We start from the raw sequence: 22524 nt of genomic DNA on the forward strand, positions 1-22524 counted from the left end.
GGGGTCAATGCCGCGCGCCTTAGCCTTTGGTCGAATGCGGGAGGCGGCTTGCGATGGCGCAGATGCGCCGCGCGGCGTGATTGCCGCGTGAACCGCCGGGCTTCCGCCGATCAAGCACTTGCGTGCCGGGGCGTGGCGCGTTCATGCACGGGCACACCAGCGTCATCTCCGCTCGGCTAGAGTGGGCAGCGCACCCACGCCAGCCGAGGTAGCGATGATCCGCGAGATCCTGAAGATGGGCGATCCGCGCCTGCTGCGGGTGGCGCCGCCGGTGCCCGACACGATGATCGGCAGCGCGGAGCTCGACGCCCTCATCGCCGACATGTTCGACACCATGCACGACGCCGACGGCGTCGGGCTGGCCGCGCCGCAGATCGGCGTGGACCTGCAACTGGTGATCTTCGGCTTCGAGCAATCCGACCGCTACCCCGACGCACCCGCCGTGCCGCGGACCGTGCTGCTCAATCCCGTGATCACCCCGTTGTCGCAGGACATGGAAGCAGGCTGGGAAGGCTGCCTCTCCGTGCCCGGCCTGCGCGGCGCGGTCAGCCGTTACACGCTGATCCGCTACGAGGGTGTCGATCCCAAAGGCGAAGCGATCGACCGCCGCGCCGAAGGCTTCCATGCCCGCGTGGTGCAGCACGAGTGCGACCACCTGATCGGCCGCCTCTACCCCTCGCGCATCACCGACTTCAGCAGGTTCGGCTACACCGACGTGCTGTTTCCGGGCATGGACGTGGCGGACGAGTAGCCGCCTCGTCGCGGTGCAGTCGGCAGGCCAGCGCCGCCAGGCAGGCCCTGGCCATCCGGCGCGGGCCCAGACCAGGCCCGCCAGGGCCGAGCCCGCCGCGCTATCGTTCCCGCGCCAACCGGCGACGGACGGTGGAGGCGCATGGCCGCTTCAGCGCGGACAACGCCGCCGCCTGCAATGCGGCGGCCGTGGCCGGTTCGGGCATCGCCACCGCTGCGCCGTGGCAGGTGCGCGCCTTGCTCGGCCAGGGGCGCCTCGAAACGGTGCTGGACGACTGGCAGTGCCCGGCCTGCCGTTGCACGCAGTGTGGCAGGCGGGCAAGCAACAGCCTGCGCGCACGCGGGCCTTCATCGATTTCGCGGCGGCGCGCTGGCCGGTGGAACCGCTGGGCTGATGCATTGCGATACCCGGCAGGCGGCGGTCTCTTGCCTGCCGCAGGCAACGCCGCCACCATCGCGGTTCCACACGACGGGCAGGGCGCATGCGCGAGACGGATACCCCGGTGGCGACGGAGGCAGTGGCCTCGCGCAACCCCGGCATCGACCTGCTGCGCGGCCTGGCGATCGTGCTGGTGGTTTTCAACCACCTTGGCCTGCGCATTCCGCTGGAAAAGAGCGCGCTGGCGGCGGTGCTGCCGGGGTGGCTGCTGAACCGGCTGAACTGGAACGGCTACGAGGCCGTGTACGTGTTCTTCGTGATCTCCGGTTTCCTGATCGCCGGCAATGCGCTGCGCCGCTGGGGCAGCCTGTCGGCGATCGACGTGCGTGCGTTCTATGCACGCCGCTTTGCGCGCATCGTGCCGTGCCTGCTGGCCCTGCTCGCGGTGCTGGGCGTGCTGCACCTGCTGGGCGTGGCCGACTACGTCATCCACCGGCCGGACCAGTCGCTGCCGGGTGCGCTGGGGGCGGCGCTGGGGCTGCACGTCAACTGGTACGAGGCGCGCACCGGCTATCTGCCGGGTTCGTGGGACGTGCTGTGGTCGTTGTCGATCGAGGAGGCGTTCTACCTCGGTTTTCCGCTGGTCTGCCTGCTGCTGCGCCGGCCTGCGCTGCTGGTGCCCCCGCTGCTGCTGCTCGCGTTGTCGCTGCCGTGGGCGCGGGCAGCGCTGCACGGCAACGAGATCTGGCTGGAGAAGGCTTATCTGCCGGGCATGGCGGCGATCGCGACTGGTGTGCTCGGTGCCTTGCTGGCCGATGCCTGGCTGCCACCGCGGCGCACCGCCGTGCTGCTGGGCTGGCTGGGCGCGACGGGCCTGGGCGCGGTGCTGCTGGATGGCGGGGCGCTATGGCACTGGCTGCGCGACGGCTACATGCTGGTGCTCACGCTGTCCGCGCTGTGCCTGCTGCTGTCCTGCCACTGGCGTTCCATCCATGGCGCGACGCGGCCCTTGCGCGGCTTCGGCTGGCTGCGTGCATGGGGAAGGCTGAGCTACGAGATCTACCTCACCCACATGTTCGTGGTGTTCGCGCTGGTGCGCGCCTGGCGGGCCTGGGGCGGCGATGCGGCCACGGGATGGCTGTGGTATCCGCTGGCGCTCGTGCTGTGCTGGCTGCTGGGCGCGGCGGTGGAGCGGTGGATTTCCGCACCTTGCGAACGCGGGCTGCGCATGCGGCTGATGAATCCCGCGCCGTCCGTGTCGTGACGAGACTGCGCTGGCGTCATTGCGTTTGCGGGTTGCCACTGGTCGCATGCATGCGCCGGATGCGCGCAATGCTGCCGCCCGCGTAGGTCACCACGTAGGTCGAGCCTTCGTGCGTTTGCTGCGTCACCTGCACGGGGTCGCTCAGGATGGCCTTGTCGAGTTCGTCCCGGTGGAATGCGGCCAGCTCGCCCTTCGGGATCAGCACCAGCGGTGGGCTGATCTGCTCGAAGCTGGTGAAGTGGCTGCCGCACTCGGCGGTGTCGCCGCTGAACTTGAGCCGGCTTTGGCCGCAGCTCTGGCCGGATGCGTCCGGTAGGCGCTTCAGCCAGATGAAATACTTGTTTTCGTGGGTGATCTGCACGCGGTTGTAGCGTGTGTCGGCGCCGCCGGTGTTGCCCGCCGTCCAGACGCGCACGATGCTTGCCTCATGGCAGTCGGCCGATGCGCATTCCTGCAGCACCAGGTATTCGTCGTCCTGCAGGGACGTCGGCTCGATGCTGAGGATGTCGCCCTGCACCAGCGCCTGTGCGGGAAACACCACCGACGACATGCGCGGGTCGACCTTGAAGTCCCCGGAAATCAGGTAGCCGCCGTGCTGGGACGAGTACAGCGGGGCGGTGACCTTGACGCCGGGAAGATCGGTCTGCGCCAGGGTGGCGGAACTCGCCAGTGCGCAACAGCCGGACAACACGACGGCGATGGTCTTCATGACGGCTCCGTGGGTGCGCGTCCGGCCTGGCGGTCAGGCGGCTGCGCTGCGCACCACCCGGCCGTAAGTGTGCACCTCGTCCACCAGCACGCGCACGTGCTCGGGGTCGATGTCCGGCGTGATGCCGTGGCCCAGGTTGAACACGTGGCCGGGGTGGTTGCCGTAGCTGTCGAGCACGGCGCGCGCCTCGCGGCGGATCACCTCGGGGTTGGCGTGCAGGATCGCGGGATCGAGATTGCCCTGCAGCGCCACCTTGCCGGCCACCGCGCGGCGGGCGTCGGCGAGGTCGATCGTCCAGTCCACGCCCAGCGCGGCGCAGCCGGAGTCGGCCATGGCGGCGAGATGCGCGCCGGCGCCCTTGGAGAACAGGATCACCGGCAGCTCGCGCGCGTGCGCGTCGGCCTTCAGTGCGGCGACGATCTGCGCCATGTAGCGCAGCGAGAATTCGCGGAACGGCGTGGGGCCGAGCAGGCCGCCCCAGGTGTCGAAGATCATCAGCGCCTGCGCGCCGGCCGCGGCCTGTGCCGCGAGGTATGCGGCCACGCTGCGCGCCAGCACGTCCAACAGGCGATGGGCCAGCGCGGGTTCGTTCCAGCACATCGCCTTGAGCGTGGCGAAGTCGCGCGAGCCGCTGCCTTCCACCATGTAGCAGGCCAGCGTCCACGGGCTGCCGGCGAAGCCGATCAGCGGCACGCGACCGGCCAGTTCCTTGCGGATCAGGCGCACCGCGTCGGTCACGTAGCGCAGTTCGCCGTCCATGTCGGGCACGGCCAGCCGCGCGACATCCGCGGCGCTGCGCACCGGGCGGGCGAACTGCGGGCCTTCGCCCAGCGCGAATGAAAGTCCCAAGCCCATCGCATCCGGGATGGTGAGGATGTCGGAGAACAGGATCGCCGCGTCCAGCTCAAAGCGCTCCAGCGGCTGCAGCGTCACCTCGCAGGCGAACTCCGGGTTCTGCGCCAGGCCCATGAAGCTGCCGGCGCGTTCGCGGGTGGCGCGGTATTCCGGCAGGTAGCGTCCGGCCTGGCGCATCACCCAGATCGGCGTGGTATCGACGGGCTCGCGCCGCAGCGCGCGCAGGAAACGGTCGTTCTTCAGCGGTGCATTCATTTCATCGTCCGTAGGGGCCTTCCAGGCCCTGGGCGAACATCACGCGATAGCCGCGCTTGAGCTGGGCGTCGCGCGCCTTCTCGAACGCGGTGATCGCGGCGTCGCGCTCCAGGAACTGCTCGCGCCGCAGCGTGGCCTTGCCGCCCTGGTGGCCCGTCTCGCGGTACAGCGTCCAGCCGCCCAGCAGGTCCTGTTCCAGCACGATCTGGACGTAGCGTGGCGGCTCGGCGGCGCCGGGCAGGTTTTGCAGGTAGAGGCGCATGGATCCGTGGCGTCGGGCGTGAACCGGCAGATTGCCGCGCCACAGTTTACAGGTGCCGTCGCCGCTTTGTGGACGCGCGGCCTCCGGCAGTCCGTGGTGTATGGCCGCGCGCCGCATTTCAGGCGGTGATGGCGCGCGACGCCAGGCGCAGCTTCGTCGACCGCCAGGAGAGGAAGCAGGTGGTCCACAACGCCAGCGCGCAGGCGGCGCCCAGCAGCGCATGGACGGTCGCGGCATCCGCGCCCAGCGCGATGGCGGCGACGCCGGCCAGCCCGGCAAGACTCATCGCGATGGCGGCGATGTACAGATGGCGCCGCCGCAGCAGTGCGGCGAGGGGAACGAAGTGCAGCCCCACGATCAGCGCGATGGCCGGCATGAGGCAGGCCATGTGCCGGGGATACAGCACCCACGCGGCAAGGTTCATGGCGACGATTTCGGCAACGAGGATGAGCAGGAAACCGCGGCCCGTGTGGCGGTTCCGGCCATCGGCCGGCGCCTGCGGCAGCCCGGCATGTCGCGCGATGCGCCACAGGTCCAGCGCGGCGACGACCAGGGCGGCCAAAACCGCCAGCGCGACCAGGCCCAGCAGGCTGGCGTATCCGCCATGGCGGCCCGCCAGGCCCGTCATCGCCCAGATCCCGCCGAAGCCGGTACCGGCCAGCATGCCGATCGCCTGGGCGCGAACGGTGCTCGCGGTCGCGGGTTCGGTGGCGTGGTCGGTCATGGCGTCGGCTCCCTGTTGCGGTGCCGACAGTCTCGCCCGATGGTGGGCGCCGCGCCGCTGCGGGGCGTCACGGATGCGTGCTGACAGCTGTCAGCCTTCGGTGCCGCTCCCGGATCAGGCCGCCACGGCGGCCTGCAACACCGCCAGCACCTCGGACTCGGCCACGCCGCCCACGATCTCCGCCTTGCCGATGCCGCGCCACAGGATCAGCCGCAGCTGGCCGGCGGTGTTCTTCTTGTCCAGGCGCATCAGTGCGAGGAGTTGCTGCGCATCCATGCCGGGCGGGACGACCACGGGCAGGCCGAGCTTTTCCAGCAGGCGCCGCAGGCGTGCGGTATCGGCGGCCGCGCTCATGCCCAGTCGTTCGGACAGTCGCGCCGCCAGCAGCATGCCGACGGCCACGCCTTCGCCGTGCAGCAGGGCGGTGTAGCGGCCGGCGGTTTCCAGCGCGTGGCCGAAGGTGTGGCCGAGGTTGAGCAGGGCGCGCTCGCCCTGTTCGGTTTCGTCGCGCGCCACCACGCCGGCCTTGTAGCGCACCTTGCGCGCGATCGCCTCGATCACGGCGTCGTCGTCGCGGGCGGCCAGCGCGTCGGCATGGGTTTCCAGCCACGCGAAGAACGGTTCGTCGCCGATCGCCGCGCCCTTCACCACTTCGGCGAGGCCGGCGCGGTATTCGCGGTCCGGCAGGGTGGCGAGCGTGTCGATGTCGGCCACCACGGCGCGCGGCTGGTGGAAGGCGCCCACCAGGTTCTTGCCGGCGGGCAGGTTCACGCCGGTCTTGCCGCCGACCGAGGAATCCACCATCGCGAGCAGGGTGGTGGGCATCTGGATGAAGTCGATGCCGCGCATCCAGCAGGCCGCGCTGAAGCCGGCGAGATCGCCCACCACGCCGCCGCCCAGCGCGATCACGCAGGCGTCGCGGGTGGCGCCGAGCTCGGCCAGCGCGGCCAGCACGCGTTCCACGTTGGCGAAGCTCTTGTGCGCCTCGCCGTCGTCGAGCAGGAAGCTGGACCAGGCGAGGCCTTCCAGTCCCTTTGTCATCCGTTCGAGATGGAGCGGTGCCACCGTGGTGTTGCTCACCACCAGCGCGTGGCGGCCGCGCAGCCTGGCGCGCCAGCGTGCGCTGTCGCCGAGCAGGCCGCGGCCTATCCACACCGGATAGCTGCGCGTGCCCAGGGTGACGTCGATGGTGGTGAGGTCGTTTGCGTTCATGCGGTGGGTGCGGGCGTCGGAAGAGGGAGGCGTTGCCAATGCCGGTCGATCAGCGCGATGGCGTCGGTGCAGATGGCCGCGATGCCGCGGGCGGCGGGCAGCGCGAGATCGGCAGTGTCGCGGTACAGCGGTTCGCGCACGGCGGCCATCGCCTCGAGGCGGCTGCGGCGATCCACGTCGGCCAGCAGCGGTCGCCGGGTGTCGTGTTCCAGCCGCTTCAGCTGCTGCGCCACGTCCGCCTGCAGCCACAGCACGTAGCCGCGCGCCCGGAGCAACTCGCGGTTGCGCGGATCGAGCACGGCGCCGGCGCCGGTGGCCAGCAGCACGTCGTCGCGGGCGCTGCATTCGTCCAGCAGGGTGCTCTCGCGCTGGCGGAAGCCGGCCTCGCCCTCGATCGCGAACACGGTGTTGATGTCGGTGCCGGTGTGCTGCTCGATCTCGCGGTCGAGATCCACGAAGGCGAGGCCGTAATGCGCGGCGAGGCGCTGGCCGACCGAGGTCTTGCCCGCGCCGGTGGGGCCGACCAGGAACAGGTTGCGCGACGGATTCATCGGGCAAGGTTCCGACCGGTTCCATCCGGGCGGCGAATTGTCCGGAAGGCCCGCAAGCCGCGCAGGCGGTCTGCGCCGCGTGGGGCGATACATCGTGCGAGCCTTCTGGACATCGTGCCACCTACGTAGAATGGGCCGGGACATCCCGAACTTTACAGCAGGTGTTTGGATGGCTGAACGGGTATTGCTGGGCGGTTGCGGCGACCTTGGCCTGCGCGTGGCGGCGCGCCTGCTGGCGCAGGGCGACGAGGTGTGGGCGCTGCGCCGGCGGCCGCCGGAGGAAAACCTGCCGGGATTGCGCTGGCTGGGCGCCGACCTCACTGCGCCGCACAGCCTGGGCAACCTGCCGCCGGGCATCGCCCGGCTGGTCTACCTGCCCGCCCCGGACGCACGCGACAAGGCGGCGTACCGCGCCCTGTTCGTGGACGGCCTGCGCCATCTGCTCGGGGCGCTGGACCGCCGCGCGCTGAAGCAGGTGCTGCTGGTGTCGTCCAGCGCGGTGTACGGCGAGCACGACGGCGACCGGGTGGACGAGGACACGCCGACCGCGCCGCCGGGCTTCAACGGCGCGCTGCTGCTCGAAGCCGAGCAGTGGCTGGCCGGGCAGGACGTGCCGTCCACGGTGCTGCGTCTGGCCGGCCTGTACGGGCCGGGGCGCCTGCAGCTGCTGGAGCGCCTGCGTGCCGGCACCCAGCGGGTGCCGCGCGAGGTGCCGCACTGGGCCAACCGCATCCACGTCGACGATGCGGCGGCGGCGATCGTGCACCTGCTGCGCCTGCCCAGGCCGCAATCGCTGTATCTGGGCGTGGACGACACGCCGCTGCCGCTGGACGAGCTGTACGACTTCCTCGCCCAGCTGGTCGACGGGCCCTTGCCCGGCGAGGGGCCGGCGCCGCCCGGCGTGGGCAGCAAGCGGCTCAGCAACGCCCGCCTGCGCGCCAGCGGCTGGACGCCGGAGTGGCCGGATGCACGCGACGGCTACGCGGCCTTGCTGGATACTTGAACCATCCATCTTTTCCGTTGCGGAGAACACGCATGGCCAACCTCCCCATCCCCCACGGCATGGTCACCACCAGCAACGAACTGCACGGACACCGCGTGCTGCGCACGCTGGGCATCGTGCGCGGCATCACGGTGCGCTCGCGCAGCGTGGTGGGCAACCTCGGCGCCGCCTTGCAGACCCTGGTGGGCGGCAACATCACGATCTACACCGAACTGTGCGAGAAAGCGCGCGAGGAGGCGTTCGAGCTGATGCTGCAGCACGCCGCCGCGATGGGCGCCAACGCGGTGATCGCGATGCGCTACGACGCGAACGACGTGGCCGAGGGCGTCACCGAGGTGCTGTCCTACGGCACGGCGGTGAGGGTGGAACCGGTGGCCTGAGGCCGCGCCGCCGGGCTCACGAATGCGTGAGCGCGGTCATGTGGCGGTCGTCGTCGTACTCCACGCAGCTGTCGGCCAGCGCCGGGAGCGTGGCCAGCGCGTGGCGGCTGAGCCGCTCGAAATGCTGCAGGAAGCGCTCCATGGCGGGCGCCTCCATCGCCAGCGGCGCGTGCCGGGCCAGCAGTTCCTGCTCGGTCTCGCCGCGCCAGCGGCGCACCACGTCCCAGTTCGGCGCCTGCAGCACGATCAGCGCGTCGAACTTGCGCCACAGCGGCTGATAGCCGCGCAGCTGCTTGTTGACCCAGTGACGCCAGTCGCCGTCGGGGTCCTCCTCGCGCTCCAGCCGGTTCACCGGCGCCTCCAGCGCGGCCTGCGACTGCGGCCGCAGGCCCAGCGCCCAACCCTCGACGATCACCAGCCGCGGCGGCCGGACGACGCGCGGCCAGCGCGAGGGCGGGGTGCGCGTGTCGCGGCCCTTGTCGAAACGCGGCCACGCCACCGGCAGCCGCTCCGAGGCCTGCGGCAGCGCGGCCAGCACGGTGAGCAGCAGCTCGATCTCGTGCGTGCCCGGCACGCCGCGGGTGCGCAGCAGCGGGTGGATTTCCTGGGCCATCTGCTCGCGGTCGCCGCGCGAGTAGTAGAAGTCGTCCAGCGACAGCACCTCGGTGGGCCAGCCGCGCGCCTCGGCCTGCGCCTTCATCTCGCGCGCCAGCGTGCTCTTGCCGCTGCCCTGCAGGCCGGACACGCCGATGATGTAGGGCCGGCGCGCGCGTGCGATGCGCCCCGCGTACTGGTCCAGCAGGTGCCCGGCCAACGAGGCGTTCGGTGCGGCGATGCGCGGCTTGGCTGCGCTCATGGGCGTCCTTCCGCGGCGATCGGTCGCGGCCGGCCGCAGGCACGGCCGGCAAGGAGGATTGGGTTAAGATGTGGGCGTTTCATCTGCGCCATGATGGCGCGAGCGCGCCACGATTCAAGGGAAAAGTTTCAAAGCCATGCTGAGCCCAGAGATTCTGCAGACTTTCCGGCAGTTGCTGGAGGAGGCCAAGGCCTCCGGCGACCTCGAGCCCACCGCGATGAATCTGTCCAGCGTGGATGCCGACGGCCGCGTGGCCTCGCGCATCGTGCTGCTCAAGGGGGTGGACGAGCGCGGCCTGCGCTTCCACACCAACTACGACAGCGACAAGGGCAGCCAGCTGGCGGCGCATCCGCAGGTGGCGCTGTGCTTCCACTGGAAGCCGCTGCGCCACGGCGTGCAGGTGCGCGTGGAAGGGGTGGCGCGCAAGCTGCAGGCGGAGGAATCCGACGCCTACTTCGCCACCCGGCCGCGCGGCAGCCAGATCGGCGCATGGGCCTCGCTGCAGTCGCAGACCCTGCCCGAGCGGCGCAGTTTCGACGAGCGCGTGGCGCGTTACGAGCGCGAATTCGACGGCCGCGACGTGCCTCGTCCGCCGCACTGGGGCGGCTACCTGGTCGAGCCGGACATGGTCGAGTTCTGGTACGGCGCCGAGTTCCGCCTGCACGAGCGCGTGCGCTGGAGCCGGCACGGCCAGACCTGGACGCACCGGCTGCTGTATCCCTGAGAGCCTCTTCCTGGTCAGGCCGACCCGGCCATGGGCCGGGTCGGCGGCTTGCCGCGTGGCCGCGCCTCAGGCGCCGCTGCGCAACGGAGCGCCGCCGGCGATGTAGTAGGGCGCGGCGGAGCGTGCCAGCGGGGCGCGGCCGCGGATCGCGTCGGCGATCTTCTCCGCGATCATGATCGTGGGCGCGTTGAGGTTGCCGGTGACCACCTGCGGCATGATCGAGGCATCCACCACGCGCAGGCCCTGCATGCCGTGCACGCGCCCCTGGCCGTCGACCACGCACATGTCGCCGTCGCCCATCTGGTTCGAGCAGGATGGGTGGTAGGCGGTTTCCGCGTGGGCGCGCACGAACGCGTCGATCTGGGCGTCGGTCTGCAGCTCGCCGCCGGGCGAGATCTCGCGGCCGCGGTAGGGGTCCATCGCCTTCTGCTGCATGATCTCGCGGGTGATGCGGATCGCCGCGCGGAACTCGCGCCAGTCCTGTTCGTGCGACATGTAGTTGAACAGGATGCCGGGATCCTGGCGGGGATCGCGCGACTGCACCTGGATGCGGCCGCGGCTTGGCGAGCGCATCGAACCGACGTGCGCCTGGAAGCTGTGCACCTTGATCGGGTTGGAGCCGTTGTAATTGACGGCGATCGGCAGGAAGTGGTACTGCAGGTTCGGCCAGTCGAAGTCTTCGTGGCTGCGGATGAAGCCGCCGGCCTCGAACTGGTTGCTGGCGCCGATGCCGGTGCCGTTGAACAGCCATTCGGCGCCGATCCCCGGCTTGTTGTGCCACTTCAGCGCGGGCACCAGCGACACCGGCTGCTTGCACTCCCACTGCATGTACATCTCGAGGTGGTCCTGCAGGTTGGCGCCTACGCCGGGCAGGTGGTGCACCAGCGGGATGTCCAGGCCGCGCAGCAGGTCGGCCGGGCCCACGCCCGAGCGCTGCAGGATCTGCGGCGAGGCGATGGCGCCGCCGCACAGCAGCACTTCGCGGCGCACGCGCGCCTCATGCCGCTGCTCGCCGCGCAGCCACGCCGCGCCGGTGGCCTGCTTGCCGGAGAACAGGATGCGCTCGGTCAGCGCGTGGGTGACGATGGTGAGGTTGGGCCGCGGGCGCGCCAGATCCAGGTAGCCGCGCGCCGTGCTGGAGCGGCGGCCCTGCGGCGTCACCGTGCGGTCCATCGGGCCGAAGCCTTCCTGCTGGTAGCCGTTGAGGTCGTCGGTGCGCGGGTAGCCGGCCTGCACGCCGGCCTCGACCATGGCGTGGAACAGTTCGTTGTTGCCGTTCCTGGGCGTGGTGACGCGCAGCGGGCCGTCGCCGCCGTGGTAGTCGTTGGGACCGATGTCGCGCGTCTCGGCCTTGCGGAAGTAGGGCAGGCAGTCGAGATAGGTCCAGTTTTCCAGGCCCGGGCGCCTGGCCCAGTGGTCGTAGTCCAGCGCGTTGCCGCGGATGTAGCACATGCCGTTGATCAGCGAGGAACCGCCCAGGCCCTTGCCGCGGCCGCACTCCATGCGGCGATTGTCCATGTGCGGCTCGGGATCGGTGAGGTACGCCCAGTTGTAGCGGCGGCCCTGCAGCGGGTACGCCAGCGCCGCCGGCATCTGCGTGCGGAAGTCGAGACGATAGTCCGGGCCGCCTGCCTCGAGCAGCAGGACCGTGACGTCGGCATCCTCGGTCAGCCGCGTGGCCAGTACGTTGCCTGCCGAACCGGCGCCGATGACGATGTAGTCGTAGGTTTGGATGTCGCTCATGGGAATACCTTGCATGGAAGGGGGCGGCGTCGTGGCGGGGCGTCCTGCGTGACGATTCAGAACACCGAGGCGTACGGCCCCAGCTCGACCTGCACCGACTTGATGCGCGTGTAGTGGGCCAGCGTGCTGATGCCGTTCTCGCGGCCCACGCCGGATTGCTTGTAGCCACCCACCGGCATCTCCGCCGGCGATTCGCCCCAGGTGTTGATCCAGCAGATGCCGACCTGGAGCTGGTGGACGACGCGATGCGCCTGCGCCAGGTCGGGTGTGACCACGCCCGCGGCGAGGCCGAAGTGGGTGTCGTTGGCGCGCGCGACCACTTCCTGTTCGTCGTGCCATTCGAGGATGCTCATCACCGGCCCGAAGATCTCCTCGCGCACGATGGTCATGTCGTCGCGGCAGTCGCTGAACACGGTGGGCTGCACGTAGGCGCCGCTGGCGTAGCTGCCGCCCAGTTCGCGGGCACCGCCGGCGAGCAGTCGGGCGCCTTCGCGCTTGCCGCTTTCGATCAGCGACAGCACCTTCTCCATGTGCGGGAAGCTGGCGAGCGGGCCGAAGTTGGTGGCCGGGTCGACGGGATTGCCCAGGCGGATGCGCCGCACGCGCTCGACGACGGCGGCTTCGAACGCGGCCTTGATGCTGTGATGCACGAACACGCGGGTGCCGTTGGTGCACACCTGGCCGGAGCTGAAGAAGTTGGCCATCACCGCGATGTCGGCGGCGCGGGCGATGTCGACATCGGGGAACACGATCAGCGGCGACTTGCCGCCGAGTTCCATGGTCACCTCCTTCAGCGAGGAGGCGGCGGCGCTGGCCATCACCTTCTTGCCGGTCTCCACGCCGCCGGTGAAGGAGATCTTCTCGATGCGCGAATGTTCGGTGATCCACTGGCCGACCTGGCGGCCCTGGCCGTGCACCACGTTGAACACGCCAGCCGGCACGCCGGCCTCGGTGTAGATCTCGGCGAGCTTGTTGGCGGTCAGCGGGGTGACTTCGCTCGGCTTGAAGATCATCGCGTTGCCCGCGGCCAGGGCCGGGGCGGATTTCCACAGCGCGATCTGGATCGGGTAGTTCCACGCGCCGATGCCGGCCACCACGCCCAGCGGCTCGCGGCGGGTATAGAAGAAGCTCGATTCGCGCAGCGGCACCTGCTCGCCTTCGATGGCGGCGGCCAGGCCGGCGTAGTACTCCAGCACGTCGGCGCCGGTGACGATGTCCACCGTGGAGGTCTCGGCGTAGGCCTTGCCGGTGTTGAGCGTCTCCAGCATGGCCAGCTCGTCGTTGCGCTCGCGCAGCAGGTCGACCGCGCGGCGCAGGATGCGCGCACGCTGCACCGCGGTCATCGCGGCCCATGCCCGCTGGCCTTCCTCCGCGCTGGCGACGGCCCGCTCGACATCGGCCTGCGCGGCGCGCTGCACCTCGGCCAGCACCTCGCCGTTGGCGGGGTTGACGACCTCGAAGGTCTCGCCACTGGTGGCGTCGACCGGCTGGCCGTGGATATAGAGCTTGTGGAGTTCGTGCTTGGCCATGGGGCTTCCTTGCGTGCGCGGGCGCCGCTCAGTGGGCGTTCAGTGGCAGGTGGTGGTCGAGGTAGTCGTAGGCGGTCTGGCGGATCTGGTCGACGTCGAGCGGGCCGCCGGCGAGGCTGGCGCGCAGCCACAGGCCGTCGATCATCGCCGCGAGCCCGCGCGCGGCGCAGCGCGCCTGCTGCAGCGGCAGCGCGCGGTGGAACTGGTGGCACAGGTTGGAATACAGGCGATGGTCGTTGGAGCGCTGCAGCCGGCGCAGCTCGGGCTGGTGCATGCTCGCCGCCCAGAAGGTCAGCCACACCCGCATGGCGGTGGGGCTGATCTGGCTCTCGTGGAAGTTGCCTTCGATGATGGCGCGCAACTGCGCGCGCGGGTTGGCGTCCGCGCGCGCGCGGCAGGCGGCGACCGCGTCGCGCAGCTCGCGCAGGATGTGGCGCATGGTGGCGTTGAGCAGGCCGTCCTTGTCGCCGAAGTAGTGGCTCACGATGCCGGTGGAGAGCCCGGCCTTGCGGGCCACCAGGGCCATGGTGGTGTCCGCCAGGCCCACTTCGTTGATCGTCTCGAAGGTGGCGTGGATCAGTTGCTTGCGCCGGATGGGTTGCATGCCGAGCTTGGGCATCGGGCATCGCCTGTGCAGAGGGAAGGGGCGCCCGGACAGACGCCGGGGAGCCATGCGGCGCAGCCTATATTATCTTTATTGATTGATCAATCAATAAAGATTAAGCTCCCCCCGCCGGACCGCAAGGTGGTCTGGCCGGACGGCGTTGCCGGCGGGATTCGAGGGCTGCGGGGAGGCCTCGAGCTCCCCGGTGCATCGCAACGAAGGCCGGTATCCGTCGCCAGACAGGGCCTCGTCGTCCGATCCGCAAGAACATGGTTTCCGTCACCCGTTGCAACCTCACAATCAGGAGTGCATGCCATGCATGCCCGTCCGCAACTCAACGCGCCGGTGTTCTACAGCTCGGCCATCCTCATCCTCGTGCTCGGCGCGCTCACGGTGGTCTTTCCGCAGGCGAGCCAGCACTGGCTGAACGAAGCGCAGGCGTGGGTCTCGCGCGTGTTCGGCTGGTACTACATGCTGGTGATGGTGACCTGCATGGCCTTCGTGCTGTGGCTGGCGGCCTCGCGCTACGGCACGATCCGGCTGGGCAAGGACGATGAACGGCCGGCCTTCAGCTACGCCTCGTGGACCTCGATGCTGTTCTCCTCCGGCATCGGCATCGCCTTGCTCTACTACGGGGTGTACGAGCCGCTCGACCACTTCCTGTCACCGGCGCAGGGCGCGGGCCAGACCGCGCAGGCGGCACGCACCGCCATGGTCACCACCTTCCTGCACTGGGGCCTGCACGGCTGGGCGCTGTACGCGTTGATCGCCATCGCGCTCGGCTACTTCGCCTATCGTCGCGACCTGCCGCTGGCCCTGCGTTCGGCGCTGTACCCGCTGTTCGGCAAGCGCATCCACGGCTGGGTCGGCGACCTGGTCGACGGCTTCGGCATTCTGGTCACCCTGGTGTCGATGGTGACCAACCTCGGCATCGGCGCGCTGCTGCTCGACTCCGGCCTGCGTTACCTGTTCGGCATTCCGGCCACGCCGCAGGTGCTGGTGGGGCTGGTGATCGTGATGATGGTGGTGGCGACGGTCGCCGCGATGTCGGGAGTGGAGAAGGGCATCGCCATGCTCTCCAACCTCAATATCCGGCTGCTCTGCATGCTGCTGCTGTTCGTGCTGGTGACCGGGCCGACCCTGCACCTGTTCGACGGCATGGTGCAGAACTCGGGCGACTACTTCACCTCGTTCGTGGGCCGCAGCTTCGACCTCTACCTGTACGACCATGCGCGCGGCTGGCTGGGCGCGTGGACGCTGTTCTACTGGGCCTGGTGGATCGCGTGGGCGCCGTTCGTCGGCATGTTCATCGCGCGCATCTCGCGCGGGCGCACCGTCCGCGAGCTGGTGATCGGTGTGCTGCTGATCCCGTTGGGCTTCACCCTGGCGTGGCTCTCGATCTTCGGCAACGCCGCCATCGACCTGGTGTTCAACCATGGCGTCGCGGAGCTGGGGCAGGTGGCGCAGGCCGATCCGCCGATGGCGCTGTTCAAGCTGTTCGAGTACCTGCCGTGGACCCGCCTCGTCGCCGGCGTCACCGTGCTGATCGGTTTCGTGCTGTTCCTGACGCCGGTGGACTCGGGCACCCTGATGATCGCCAACCTCTCCACCCGCGCTGGCTCGGGTGAGGGCGATGCGCCGGTGTGGCTGCGCGTGTTCTGGGCGGCGGCGACCACGGTGGTGGGCATCGGCCTGCTGCTCGGTGGCAGTTTCAGCGCGATGCAGACGGCGGTGGTGCTGTGCGGCCTGCCGTTCTCCGTGGTGCTGCTGCTGTACACGTGGAGCCTGCGCAAGGCGCTGGCCGAGGAAGTCGATTCCGGCGGTGGCGCGTGAGGGCGCGTGTCGCCTGCAGCGCCCTGCTGCTGTGCGGTGTCGCCACGTCGGCGCGGGCCGACGACGCCGGCCGGCGCTGGAGCGGCGATCTGACACTCGCTTCGCAGTACGTCTCGCGCGGCTTCCAGCAGAGCTGGGGGCGACCGGCCCTGCAGGGCGGGCTGGATTGCGCCACGCCGCAAGGCTGGTTTGCGGGCACCTGGGCATCGGGCGTGAGCCCGCGCTTCGTGGAGGGCGGCCGCATGGAGTGGGATCTCTATGCCGGCTATGCGGGCAGCCATGACGCGCTCGATTACCGCGCTGCCCTCTACCACTACCGCTATCCCGGCGCCCGGATCAGCGCGACCGGCACGCCGTACGACTACGGCGAAGCAATCCTCGGCGCGGGCTGGCACGGCTGGTCGCTGGACTATTCGGTTACCTGGACGCGCGACTACTTCGGCTTCAACAGCCGGACCCTCGGTATCGGCGAGCGCATGCACTCGCGCGGTTCCACCTACCTCGACCTGAAGCGGCGCATCGACCTCGGCCATCGCTATGGCCTGACCCTGCATTACGGCTGGCAGCGCGTGAACCATTTCCGCGATTACGGCTGGCGCGACGCCAGCGTCGCGCTCGCCCGCGGTTTCGGCGGCTTCGATGCCACGCTGGCGTATGCGCGCGGCTGGAACGGCGCGGGCGTCTACCGCGCCTACAGCACTGGCGTGGCCGATTCGAACGGTCGCCTGCATGTCTCGAATCCGATCGCGGGCACGTGGTACTTCACGGTCGGCCGCAGCTTCTGACTGAGCGCGCGGTTTTGTGCCGCTGCATGGCGTGTCCCATGCGCAGAGACCTTGGACAGGCGCCAGGGTCTGCTTCCCGGAAGCGCGAGCTTGGCGGGGCGATCAGCCCACCACCGCCAGCCGCATCCCGAGGTCGAGCAGCGGCGCCGCCACCAGCATCCGCGCCAGCAGCAGGCCGATGATCACCACGGTGGGCGAGAAGTCGATCATCCCGACCGTCAGCCGTCCGCGCAGCGGGCGCATCAGCGGGCCCACGATGACGCCGAGCAGGCGCTGCAGCGGCTGGCCCTGGTCGGGGGCGAACATGCTGAGCAACGACCAGCCGAACACCAGCACGAGGTAGAACAGCAGCGCGAAGTCGAGCAGCTCGGCCAGCGACAGCACCAGCAGGCCAAGGAAGTTCGGCACCAGCCCCACCAGCGCGAACAGCGCCAGCCGCTTCAGCAGCATCGCCAGCCATGCCAGCAGCAGGGCGGCGAGATTGATGCGGCGCCAGTTCGGCAGCACGCGGCGTACCGGCGCCAGCACCGGGTTGGTGCTGCGGTAGATGAACTGGCTGAGCGGATTGTGGAAGTCCGCGCGGCAGGCTTCCGCGGCGACGCGCAGCAGGAACAGCGCGGCGATGGCGCCGAACGCGAGTTCGAGCAGCAGTCCGAGGGCGTTGGCGAAATAGCTCACGCGTGCGGCTCCTGGTCCAGCGCCGCGGCCATCTCCGTGCCGCGGCGGGTGGCGGCGGCGATGGCGCGTGCGGCGATGCGCGGCAGGCCGTCGGCCGCGAAGCTTTCCAGCGCCGCCTGGGTGGTGCCGTTCGGCGAGGTGACGCGGCGACGCAGCTCGGCGGGGTCTTCGCCGGTTTGCTCCAGCATGCGGCCGGCGCCGAGGCAGGTCTGCGCCGCGAGTGCGCGCGCCGTGTCGCGCGGCAGGCCCTGCGCCACGGCGGCTTCCTCCAGTGCCTCGACCAGGGCGAAGAAGTAGGCCGGCCCGGAGCCGGAAAGCGCGGTGACGGTATCCATCAGCGTTTCGTCGTCGATCCAGCGGGTGAGGCCCACCGCGTCCATGATGTGCTGTGCCTGCGCGCGTTGCGCCGGGCTGACCCGGCCGTTCGCGCACAGGCCGGTGGCGCCGGCGCCGATCAGCGCCGGCGTGTTCGGCATGCAGCGCACGATCGGCAACGCGCCCAGCCAGCGTTCGAGCTGGTCCAGCCGCACGCCGGCGGCGATCGAGATCAGCAGCGGGCGCCGACCCTGCAGCGCGATGCGCAGTTCGGCCTGCACCTTGGGCACGGCCTGCGGCTTCACCGCCAGCACGACCACGTCGGCGTCGGCCACGGCCAGCCGGTTCTCGGCCCAGGTCGCCACGCCGAAGTCGCGCCCCAGCCCTTCGCGGGTTTCGGCCTGCGGGTCGGCCACGCGGAGGTCGGCGGGCGCCAGGCCGGTGGCGAGCAGGCCGCCGATCAGGCTGCGGGCCATGTTGCCGCCACCGACGAAGGCGATGCGTGTCATGGGGAATCCTGGGTGGCGGGGACAGCCGCATACCTTACCGTAGCCGGGGTCTTCCTGCGCGACCGGCGCCGGCGCTAACCCGTGTTCCGGGCCCCCGCAACGGTGGCGCCGGGCGATCACGGCGCGCTTTGGTGACGGGATGCGCAAACCGCCGCGAAAGCTGGCCGCACGCCCTGCGCGGCGAGTAGTATCGGCTCGCTGCAAGGGGAGCCGGATGGCCGGTCCGCGTCGCGTATCGCGCGGCGCGATGCGCCAGCACCCGTCTTTCCGCTGCAATCGCCGCCACGGCATCCTGACGACCGGTTGAGGGGAATCTTTGATGGACATCGCCGAACTGCTTGCCTTCTCGGTGAAGAACAAGGCATCGGACCTGCACCTTTCCGCCGGCCTGCCGCCGATGATCCGCGTGGACGGCGACGTGCGACGCATCAACATCCCCGCGCTGGAGCACAAGCAGGTGCACTCGCTGGTGTACGACATCATGTCGGACAAGCAGCGGCGCGACTACGAGGAGTTCCTGGAAACCGACTTCTCGTTCGAGATTCCCGGCCTGGCGCGCTTCCGCGTCAACGCGTTCACCCAGAACCGCGGCTCCGGCGCGGTGTTCCGTACCATTCCCTCCGAGGTGCTCACGCTGGAGGACCTCGGCTGCCCGCGCATCTTCAAGGAGCTGATCGAGCAGCCGCAGGGCCTGATCCTGGTCACCGGCCCGACCGGCTCGGGCAAGTCCACCACGCTGGCGGCGATGGTCGACCACATCAACAAGAACGAATACGGGCACATGCTCACGATCGAGGACCCGATCGAGTTCGTGCACACCTCGCAGAAGTGCCTGGTCAACCAGCGCGAGGTGCATCGCGACACGCACGGCTTCAACGAGGCGCTGCGCTCGGCGCTGCGCGAGGACCCGGACTTCATCCTGGTGGGCGAGTTGCGCGACCTGGAGACGATCCGCCTCGCGCTGACCGCGGCGGAAACCGGACACCTGGTGTTCGCCACCGTGCACACCAGCTCGGCGGCCAAGACCATCGACCGCATCATCGACGTGTTCCCCGCCGGCGAGAAGCCGATGGTGCGCTCGATGCTGTCCGAATCGCTGCGCGCTGTGATCTCGCAGTCGCTGCTGAAGAAGACCGGCGGCGGCCGCCTCGCGGCGCACGAGATCATGGTGGCGGTGCCGGCGATCCGCAACCTGATCCGCGAGGACAAGGTGGCGCAGATGTACTCGGCGATCCAGACCGGCCAGCAGTACGGCATGCAGACGCTGGACCAGAACCTGCAGGACCTGGTCAAGCGCGGCCTGGTCTCGCGCCAGGAAGCGTACGGCTACGCCAAGAACAAGGACTTGTTCCGATAGGGCCGGGATCCGGGCTGGGGGATTCGGGATTCGAAAAACCCGCCCCTTGCCCGACTCCCTGCGACGAAGTGTCGGCTGCCAAGCGTTTCCGCCGAATCCCGTATCCCGAATCCCGTATCCCGGACACACGCCATGAGCGACTTCGATTTCACCTCCTTCCTCAAGCTGATGGTGCACAAGCAGGCGTCCGACCTGTTCATCACCGCCGGCGTGGCGCCGTCGATGAAGATCCAGGGGCGCATCGTGCCGATCACGCAGAGCCCGCTGTCGATCCAGCAGTCGCGCGACATGGTGCTGAACGTGATGACGCCCGGCCAGCGCGAGGAGTTCGAGAAGACCCACGAATGCCAGTTCGCGATCTCCGCGCAGGGCGTGGGCCGCTTCCGCGTGTCCTGCTTCTACCAGCGCAACTGCGTGGGCATGGTGCTGCGCCGGATCGATTCGAAGATCCCGACCACCGAGGAGCTGAACCTGCCGCCGGTGATCAAGCAGCTGGCGATGACCAAGCGCGGCATCATCATCTTCGTGGGCGCCACCGGCTCGGGCAAATCCACCTCGCTGGCGTCGATGATCGGCTACCGCAACCAGAACTCGACCGGGCACATCATCACCATCGAGGACCCGATCGAATACGTGCACAAGCACGAGGGCTGCATCATCACCCAGCGCGAACTCGGCATCGACACCGACAGCTGGGAGAACGCGCTGAAGAACACCCTGCGCCAGGCGCCCGACGTGATCATGATCGGCGAAGTGCGCACGCGCGAGACGATGGAACACGCGATCAACTTCGCCGAAACCGGCCACCTGTGCCTGTGCACGCTGCACGCGAACAACGCGAACCAGGCGATGGACCGCATCCTGCACTTCTTCCCGGAGGACCGGCGCCAGCAGCTGTTCATGGACCTGTCGCTGAACCTCAAGGGCGTGGTCGCGCAGCAGCTGATCCCCACGCCGGACGGCAAGGCGCGCCGGGTGGCGGTGGAAATCCTGCTCGGCACGCCGCTGGTGCAGGACTACATCCGCCAGGGCGAGGTGCACAAGCTGAAGGAGGTCATGAAGGAGTCCAACCTGCTCGGCATGAAGACCTTCGACCAGAGCCTGGTCGAGCTGTACCACGCCGGCGAGATCAGCTACGAGGACGCGCTGCGCCACGCCGACAGCGCGAACGAGGTGCGCCTGCGCATCAAGCTGGCGCAGGGCGGCGACGCCCACACCTTGTCGCAGGGGCTGGAAGGCGTGGAAGTGGAACAGCCGCGCGGCGGCGACAACTTCGGCGGCGGCCTGTTGCAGCGCTGAGGCGGATGCGCCGGGCCCGGAACGAAGAAGGCGCCCGCGGGGCGCCTTCTTCGTTCCGGCCGTCGCTGCGGCCTACTGCTTGAGCGTGGTGTGGCTGGTGACCACGATGCCGTCGCCGGTCACGTGCATCTCGGCGTCGATGCCGTCCACGCGCTGCGCCTGGGCCTCCATCGCGGCGAACTGCGCCTTGGTGCGGGCCGCGTCGGCCGCGGCCTGGGCGGCCTCGTCGGCCGGCGAGCCCTCGCCGCCGTTGATGCCGGGCTCGTCGTTCTTGCTCATCACCGCGGCGGCGTTGGCGAGGCCGTCCGACTTCGCCTCCATGAACTTCAGCCAGTCCAGGTACATCGCGCCGCTGAGGTGCATGCGCGCCATCTGGCCGGGGCCGCCCACCGGGTCCTGCAAGGTGCCGGCGAGCTTGGCGTCCTCGCCGGCGCCGGCGCCCAGCGCGAGCGCCTTGTCGCCGGAGGCCAGCCAGGCCGGGCCGCCGAACATGGTGCTCATGTCCTTGGGCAGGGCCACCGGCGCGCCGCCGGCGACCGGCTTCAGCCGGGCCAGCGCGGGCACCATCATCTGGCCCGTGGCGAGCAGGCCGGCGGGGTCGGTGCTGCCCAGCACGATGCGGCCGGTGAAGGCGGGCAGGCTGCTGGTCTTGTCCGCCTGCAGCGTGTCCAGCGCGAGGCGCAGGCCGAGCAGGTTGCCGAACGGCGGGATCGCCGCCTTCGGCGCCGCGTCGCCCAGTTTGGCGAACGCATCGTTGAGGTCGGTCAGCATCGGGCAGGTGAACGGCGTGGCCGCCACCGCGTCGGCCTGCGCCGCCCAGAACGTGCGCAGCGGCGCCACCGGCAGCGCCAGGCTGAGGTCGAACGGCGCCGTGCCGCCGCCGCCCAGGCCGGGCAGGTCCACCTTGAGGCTGCTGAACGCCTTGGTGATGTCCGCGGCCAGCGCCAGGTCGAAGCGCACGTCCTGGTGCGTGGCGTCCAGGCGGGTGTAGCCGAAGCTCATCGACGGTACGCGGGCGGCGATGCGGCCGGCCTCCGGCGCGCAGGCCGGCGAGGCCTGCAGCAGGTTGGGCACCGGTTCGCCGGTCTTGGCCGACTCGGCGCTGGCGTGGGCGATGCGGATCGCGGCGATCAGCGGGTCGCTGCCGGAGACCATCAGCGGCAGCGCGCGGACCAGGTCGAACTGGCCCACCAGCCACTTCGCGTAGCCCTTGTCCCGGGCCAGGTCGGCGAGGCGGTTGTCGTCCTGCAGGCTCTTCGCCGGGCGGTCCAGGCCCAGCGCCAGCCGCAGCAGCGGCGTCGCGGGGTCGGCCGGCAGCAGCGCCGCCACCAGTTGCTTGCCGGTGACGGCGAGCACCAGTTCGGTGCCGGAGGCGGGGAACACCTGCCGGCGGTAGCGCTGCGTGCCTATCGTCGCGGTATCGAGTTTCTTGCCGTAGGCGGTTTCCAGCCGGTCCAGGAAGCCCTCGAACGCCTTGGGGTCGGCCAGGTCGGAGCGCAGCACCGGCGCCATGCCTTCGCCGTACAGCGCGAAGCGGCCCTTGAGGTCGATGCCGTTGGCCTGGGCGAAACCTTCGATGGTCTTGCCCTTGAGTTCGGCGCCCAAGGCGCGCACCAGCCGCGCGGCATCCGGATCGGCGCTCTGCTGGCGGGTGGCGAACGCTTCCAGTTGGGCCAGCTGCGAGGGCAGTTGCAGGTCGGCCTGGGCCAGCAGCGCCTTGCGGGTGTCGTCGTCCAGCGGGGCCAGGTTCGCGACCGCATACGGGGTGTCCGCCGGCGCGAAGGCCAGTGGCGCGTTCCTGTCCTTGTGCGAACAGGCCGCCAGCGCGACGCACGCCAGCCCCAGCGCGATGAAGCGCGTCCTCGATTGCATGGTGTTCCCCGGATGATGGATGCCGCGGCGCGCATTATGCCTCTTTGCGCGGAGGCTTGCTGCGGCGCAAAACGAA

The 22524-nt window shown here is 69.9% G+C and carries 22 protein-coding genes; 9 read left to right on the plus strand and 13 right to left on the minus strand.

The genetic code is table 11. The features are described 5' to 3' along the window. Positions 1-214: 214 nt before the first annotated feature. Both def and PCA_RS04460 read left to right on the plus strand, forming a co-directional pair. Complete coding sequence (def, locus tag PCA_RS04455; protein ID WP_181301393.1) at positions 215-751, plus strand: peptide deformylase; 537 nt, start codon at positions 215-217, stop codon at positions 749-751. A gap of 481 nt (positions 752-1232) precedes the next feature. Further along, entirely contained in the window at positions 1233-2393 is a 1161-nt protein-coding gene (locus PCA_RS04460) for an acyltransferase (protein WP_181301394.1), read from the plus strand. 16 nt (positions 2394-2409) lie between these two features. On the opposite strand, the gene PCA_RS04465 is transcribed toward PCA_RS04460, so the two are convergent. The 6 genes from PCA_RS04465 to PCA_RS04490 form a co-directional block, all read right to left on the minus strand. Further along, the gene (locus tag PCA_RS04465; RefSeq protein WP_181301395.1) at positions 2410-3102 is read right to left on the minus strand and encodes a hypothetical protein; all 693 of its coding nucleotides are present in this window, start codon (positions 3100-3102) and stop codon (positions 2410-2412) included. Positions 3103-3135: 33 nt separating this feature from the next. Next, a complete protein-coding gene (gene hemE, locus PCA_RS04470) occupies positions 3136-4212 on the minus strand; it encodes a uroporphyrinogen decarboxylase (RefSeq protein ID WP_181301396.1) in 1077 nt (358 codons plus the stop codon). Position 4213: 1 nt separating this feature from the next. Continuing rightward, a complete protein-coding gene (locus PCA_RS04475) occupies positions 4214-4474 on the minus strand; it encodes a WGR domain-containing protein (protein ID WP_181301397.1) in 261 nt (86 codons plus the stop codon). Positions 4475-4592: 118 nt separating this feature from the next. After that, positions 4593-5198: a hypothetical protein gene (locus tag PCA_RS04480; RefSeq protein WP_181301398.1), complete on the minus strand. Its 606-nt coding sequence runs from the start codon at positions 5196-5198 to the stop codon at positions 4593-4595. Positions 5199-5312: 114 nt separating this feature from the next. After that, a complete protein-coding gene (gene aroB, locus PCA_RS04485) occupies positions 5313-6410 on the minus strand; it encodes a 3-dehydroquinate synthase (RefSeq protein ID WP_181301399.1) in 1098 nt (365 codons plus the stop codon). Continuing rightward, complete coding sequence (locus PCA_RS04490; RefSeq protein ID WP_181301400.1) at positions 6407-6961, minus strand: shikimate kinase; 555 nt, start codon at positions 6959-6961, stop codon at positions 6407-6409. Before PCA_RS04490 ends, aroB begins: the two co-directional genes overlap by 4 nt. A gap of 169 nt (positions 6962-7130) precedes the next feature. On the opposite strand from PCA_RS04490, the gene PCA_RS04495 reads away from it, so the two are divergent. Continuing rightward, positions 7131-7964 (plus strand): NAD-dependent epimerase/dehydratase family protein, encoded by an 834-nt coding sequence (locus tag PCA_RS04495; RefSeq protein ID WP_181301401.1) that lies wholly within the window; start codon positions 7131-7133, stop codon positions 7962-7964. A 32-nt stretch (positions 7965-7996) separates the two neighbouring features. Next, positions 7997-8344 (plus strand): heavy metal-binding domain-containing protein, encoded by a 348-nt coding sequence (locus PCA_RS04500; protein WP_181301402.1) that lies wholly within the window; start codon positions 7997-7999, stop codon positions 8342-8344. A 16-nt stretch (positions 8345-8360) separates the two neighbouring features. Here the strand turns inward: PCA_RS04500 and PCA_RS04505 are convergent, their stop codons facing one another. After that, on the minus strand, positions 8361-9200 hold the full coding sequence (locus PCA_RS04505) for a kinase (protein WP_181301403.1): 840 nt from the start codon (positions 9198-9200) through the stop codon (positions 8361-8363). 112 nt (positions 9201-9312) lie between these two features. Here PCA_RS04505 and pdxH point away from each other — a divergent pair, with 112 nt between their 5' ends. Continuing rightward, on the plus strand, positions 9313-9924 hold the full coding sequence (gene pdxH, locus PCA_RS04510) for a pyridoxamine 5'-phosphate oxidase (protein WP_343204414.1): 612 nt from the start codon (positions 9313-9315) through the stop codon (positions 9922-9924). A 66-nt stretch (positions 9925-9990) separates the two neighbouring features. Here pdxH and betA read toward each other — a convergent pair whose 3' ends face one another. From betA to betI, 3 genes are read right to left on the minus strand one after another with little or no spacing between them, the layout of a single operon-like run. Further along, positions 9991-11667 (minus strand): choline dehydrogenase, encoded by a 1677-nt coding sequence (betA, locus tag PCA_RS04515; protein WP_181301405.1) that lies wholly within the window; start codon positions 11665-11667, stop codon positions 9991-9993. Positions 11668-11723: 56 nt separating this feature from the next. Then, a complete protein-coding gene (gene betB / locus PCA_RS04520) occupies positions 11724-13196 on the minus strand; it encodes a betaine-aldehyde dehydrogenase (protein ID WP_181301406.1) in 1473 nt (490 codons plus the stop codon). Positions 13197-13224: 28 nt separating this feature from the next. Continuing rightward, on the minus strand, positions 13225-13815 hold the full coding sequence (gene betI, locus PCA_RS04525) for a transcriptional regulator BetI (RefSeq protein ID WP_181301407.1): 591 nt from the start codon (positions 13813-13815) through the stop codon (positions 13225-13227). Between the two features lie 300 nt (positions 13816-14115). Here betI and PCA_RS04530 point away from each other — a divergent pair, with 300 nt between their 5' ends. Continuing rightward, positions 14116-15633, plus strand: coding sequence for a BCCT family transporter (locus PCA_RS04530; protein ID WP_181301408.1), 1518 nt, complete (start codon positions 14116-14118; stop codon positions 15631-15633). Next, a complete protein-coding gene (locus PCA_RS04535) occupies positions 15630-16418 on the plus strand; it encodes a TorF family putative porin (protein WP_343204408.1) in 789 nt (262 codons plus the stop codon). The genes PCA_RS04530 and PCA_RS04535 overlap by 4 nt, the downstream gene beginning before the upstream one ends. Positions 16419-16520: 102 nt before the next feature. Here the strand turns inward: PCA_RS04535 and PCA_RS04540 are convergent, their stop codons facing one another. Next, positions 16521-17096: a YggT family protein gene (locus tag PCA_RS04540; protein WP_181301409.1), complete on the minus strand. Its 576-nt coding sequence runs from the start codon at positions 17094-17096 to the stop codon at positions 16521-16523. Then, positions 17093-17920 carry a pyrroline-5-carboxylate reductase gene (proC, locus tag PCA_RS04545; protein ID WP_181301410.1) on the minus strand — a complete coding sequence of 276 codons (828 nt, stop codon included), beginning with the start codon at positions 17918-17920 and terminating at the stop codon, positions 17093-17095. Before proC ends, PCA_RS04540 begins: the two co-directional genes overlap by 4 nt. Before the next feature lie 319 nt (positions 17921-18239). Between proC and PCA_RS04550 the strand changes: the two genes are divergently transcribed. Next, positions 18240-19277 (plus strand): type IV pilus twitching motility protein PilT, encoded by a 1038-nt coding sequence (locus PCA_RS04550; protein WP_181301411.1) that lies wholly within the window; start codon positions 18240-18242, stop codon positions 19275-19277. Between the two features lie 132 nt (positions 19278-19409). Next, entirely contained in the window at positions 19410-20576 is a 1167-nt protein-coding gene (locus tag PCA_RS04555; protein ID WP_181301412.1) for a PilT/PilU family type 4a pilus ATPase, read from the plus strand. Between the two features lie 72 nt (positions 20577-20648). On the opposite strand, the gene PCA_RS04560 is transcribed toward PCA_RS04555, so the two are convergent. Next, a complete protein-coding gene (locus PCA_RS04560; RefSeq protein WP_181301413.1) occupies positions 20649-22448 on the minus strand; it encodes a hypothetical protein in 1800 nt (599 codons plus the stop codon). Between the last annotated feature and the right edge of the window lie 76 nt (positions 22449-22524).

Source organism: Rhodanobacter sp. PCA2 (assembly GCF_013620825.1).
Taxonomy (GTDB): domain Bacteria; phylum Pseudomonadota; class Gammaproteobacteria; order Xanthomonadales; family Rhodanobacteraceae; genus Rhodanobacter_A.

Excerpts from the sequence above, each read along its gene's own strand:
- betI (WP_181301407.1), bottom strand. The coding sequence starts at position 13,815 with ATGCCCAAGCTCGGCATGCAACCCATCCGGCGCAAGCAACTGATCCAC.
- def (WP_181301393.1), top strand. The coding sequence starts at position 215 with ATGATCCGCGAGATCCTGAAGATGGGCGATCCGCGCCTGCTGCGGGTG.
- PCA_RS04475 (WP_181301397.1), bottom strand. The coding sequence starts at position 4,474 with ATGCGCCTCTACCTGCAAAACCTGCCCGGCGCCGCCGAGCCGCCACGC.
- PCA_RS04460 (WP_181301394.1), top strand. The coding sequence starts at position 1,233 with ATGCGCGAGACGGATACCCCGGTGGCGACGGAGGCAGTGGCCTCGCGC.
- PCA_RS04465 (WP_181301395.1), bottom strand. The coding sequence starts at position 3,102 with ATGAAGACCATCGCCGTCGTGTTGTCCGGCTGTTGCGCACTGGCGAGT.
- PCA_RS04495 (WP_181301401.1), top strand. The coding sequence starts at position 7,131 with ATGGCTGAACGGGTATTGCTGGGCGGTTGCGGCGACCTTGGCCTGCGC.
- PCA_RS04490 (WP_181301400.1), bottom strand. The coding sequence starts at position 6,961 with ATGAATCCGTCGCGCAACCTGTTCCTGGTCGGCCCCACCGGCGCGGGC.
- PCA_RS04480 (WP_181301398.1), bottom strand. The coding sequence starts at position 5,198 with ATGACCGACCACGCCACCGAACCCGCGACCGCGAGCACCGTTCGCGCC.
- proC (WP_181301410.1), bottom strand. The coding sequence starts at position 17,920 with ATGACACGCATCGCCTTCGTCGGTGGCGGCAACATGGCCCGCAGCCTG.
- PCA_RS04500 (WP_181301402.1), top strand. The coding sequence starts at position 7,997 with ATGGCCAACCTCCCCATCCCCCACGGCATGGTCACCACCAGCAACGAA.
- PCA_RS04560 (WP_181301413.1), bottom strand. The coding sequence starts at position 22,448 with ATGCAATCGAGGACGCGCTTCATCGCGCTGGGGCTGGCGTGCGTCGCG.
- PCA_RS04555 (WP_181301412.1), top strand. The coding sequence starts at position 19,410 with ATGAGCGACTTCGATTTCACCTCCTTCCTCAAGCTGATGGTGCACAAG.
- PCA_RS04505 (WP_181301403.1), bottom strand. The coding sequence starts at position 9,200 with ATGAGCGCAGCCAAGCCGCGCATCGCCGCACCGAACGCCTCGTTGGCC.
- betB (WP_181301406.1), bottom strand. The coding sequence starts at position 13,196 with ATGGCCAAGCACGAACTCCACAAGCTCTATATCCACGGCCAGCCGGTC.
- hemE (WP_181301396.1), bottom strand. The coding sequence starts at position 4,212 with ATGAATGCACCGCTGAAGAACGACCGTTTCCTGCGCGCGCTGCGGCGC.
- betA (WP_181301405.1), bottom strand. The coding sequence starts at position 11,667 with ATGAGCGACATCCAAACCTACGACTACATCGTCATCGGCGCCGGTTCG.
- PCA_RS04530 (WP_181301408.1), top strand. The coding sequence starts at position 14,116 with ATGCATGCCCGTCCGCAACTCAACGCGCCGGTGTTCTACAGCTCGGCC.
- aroB (WP_181301399.1), bottom strand. The coding sequence starts at position 6,410 with ATGAACGCAAACGACCTCACCACCATCGACGTCACCCTGGGCACGCGC.
- PCA_RS04550 (WP_181301411.1), top strand. The coding sequence starts at position 18,240 with ATGGACATCGCCGAACTGCTTGCCTTCTCGGTGAAGAACAAGGCATCG.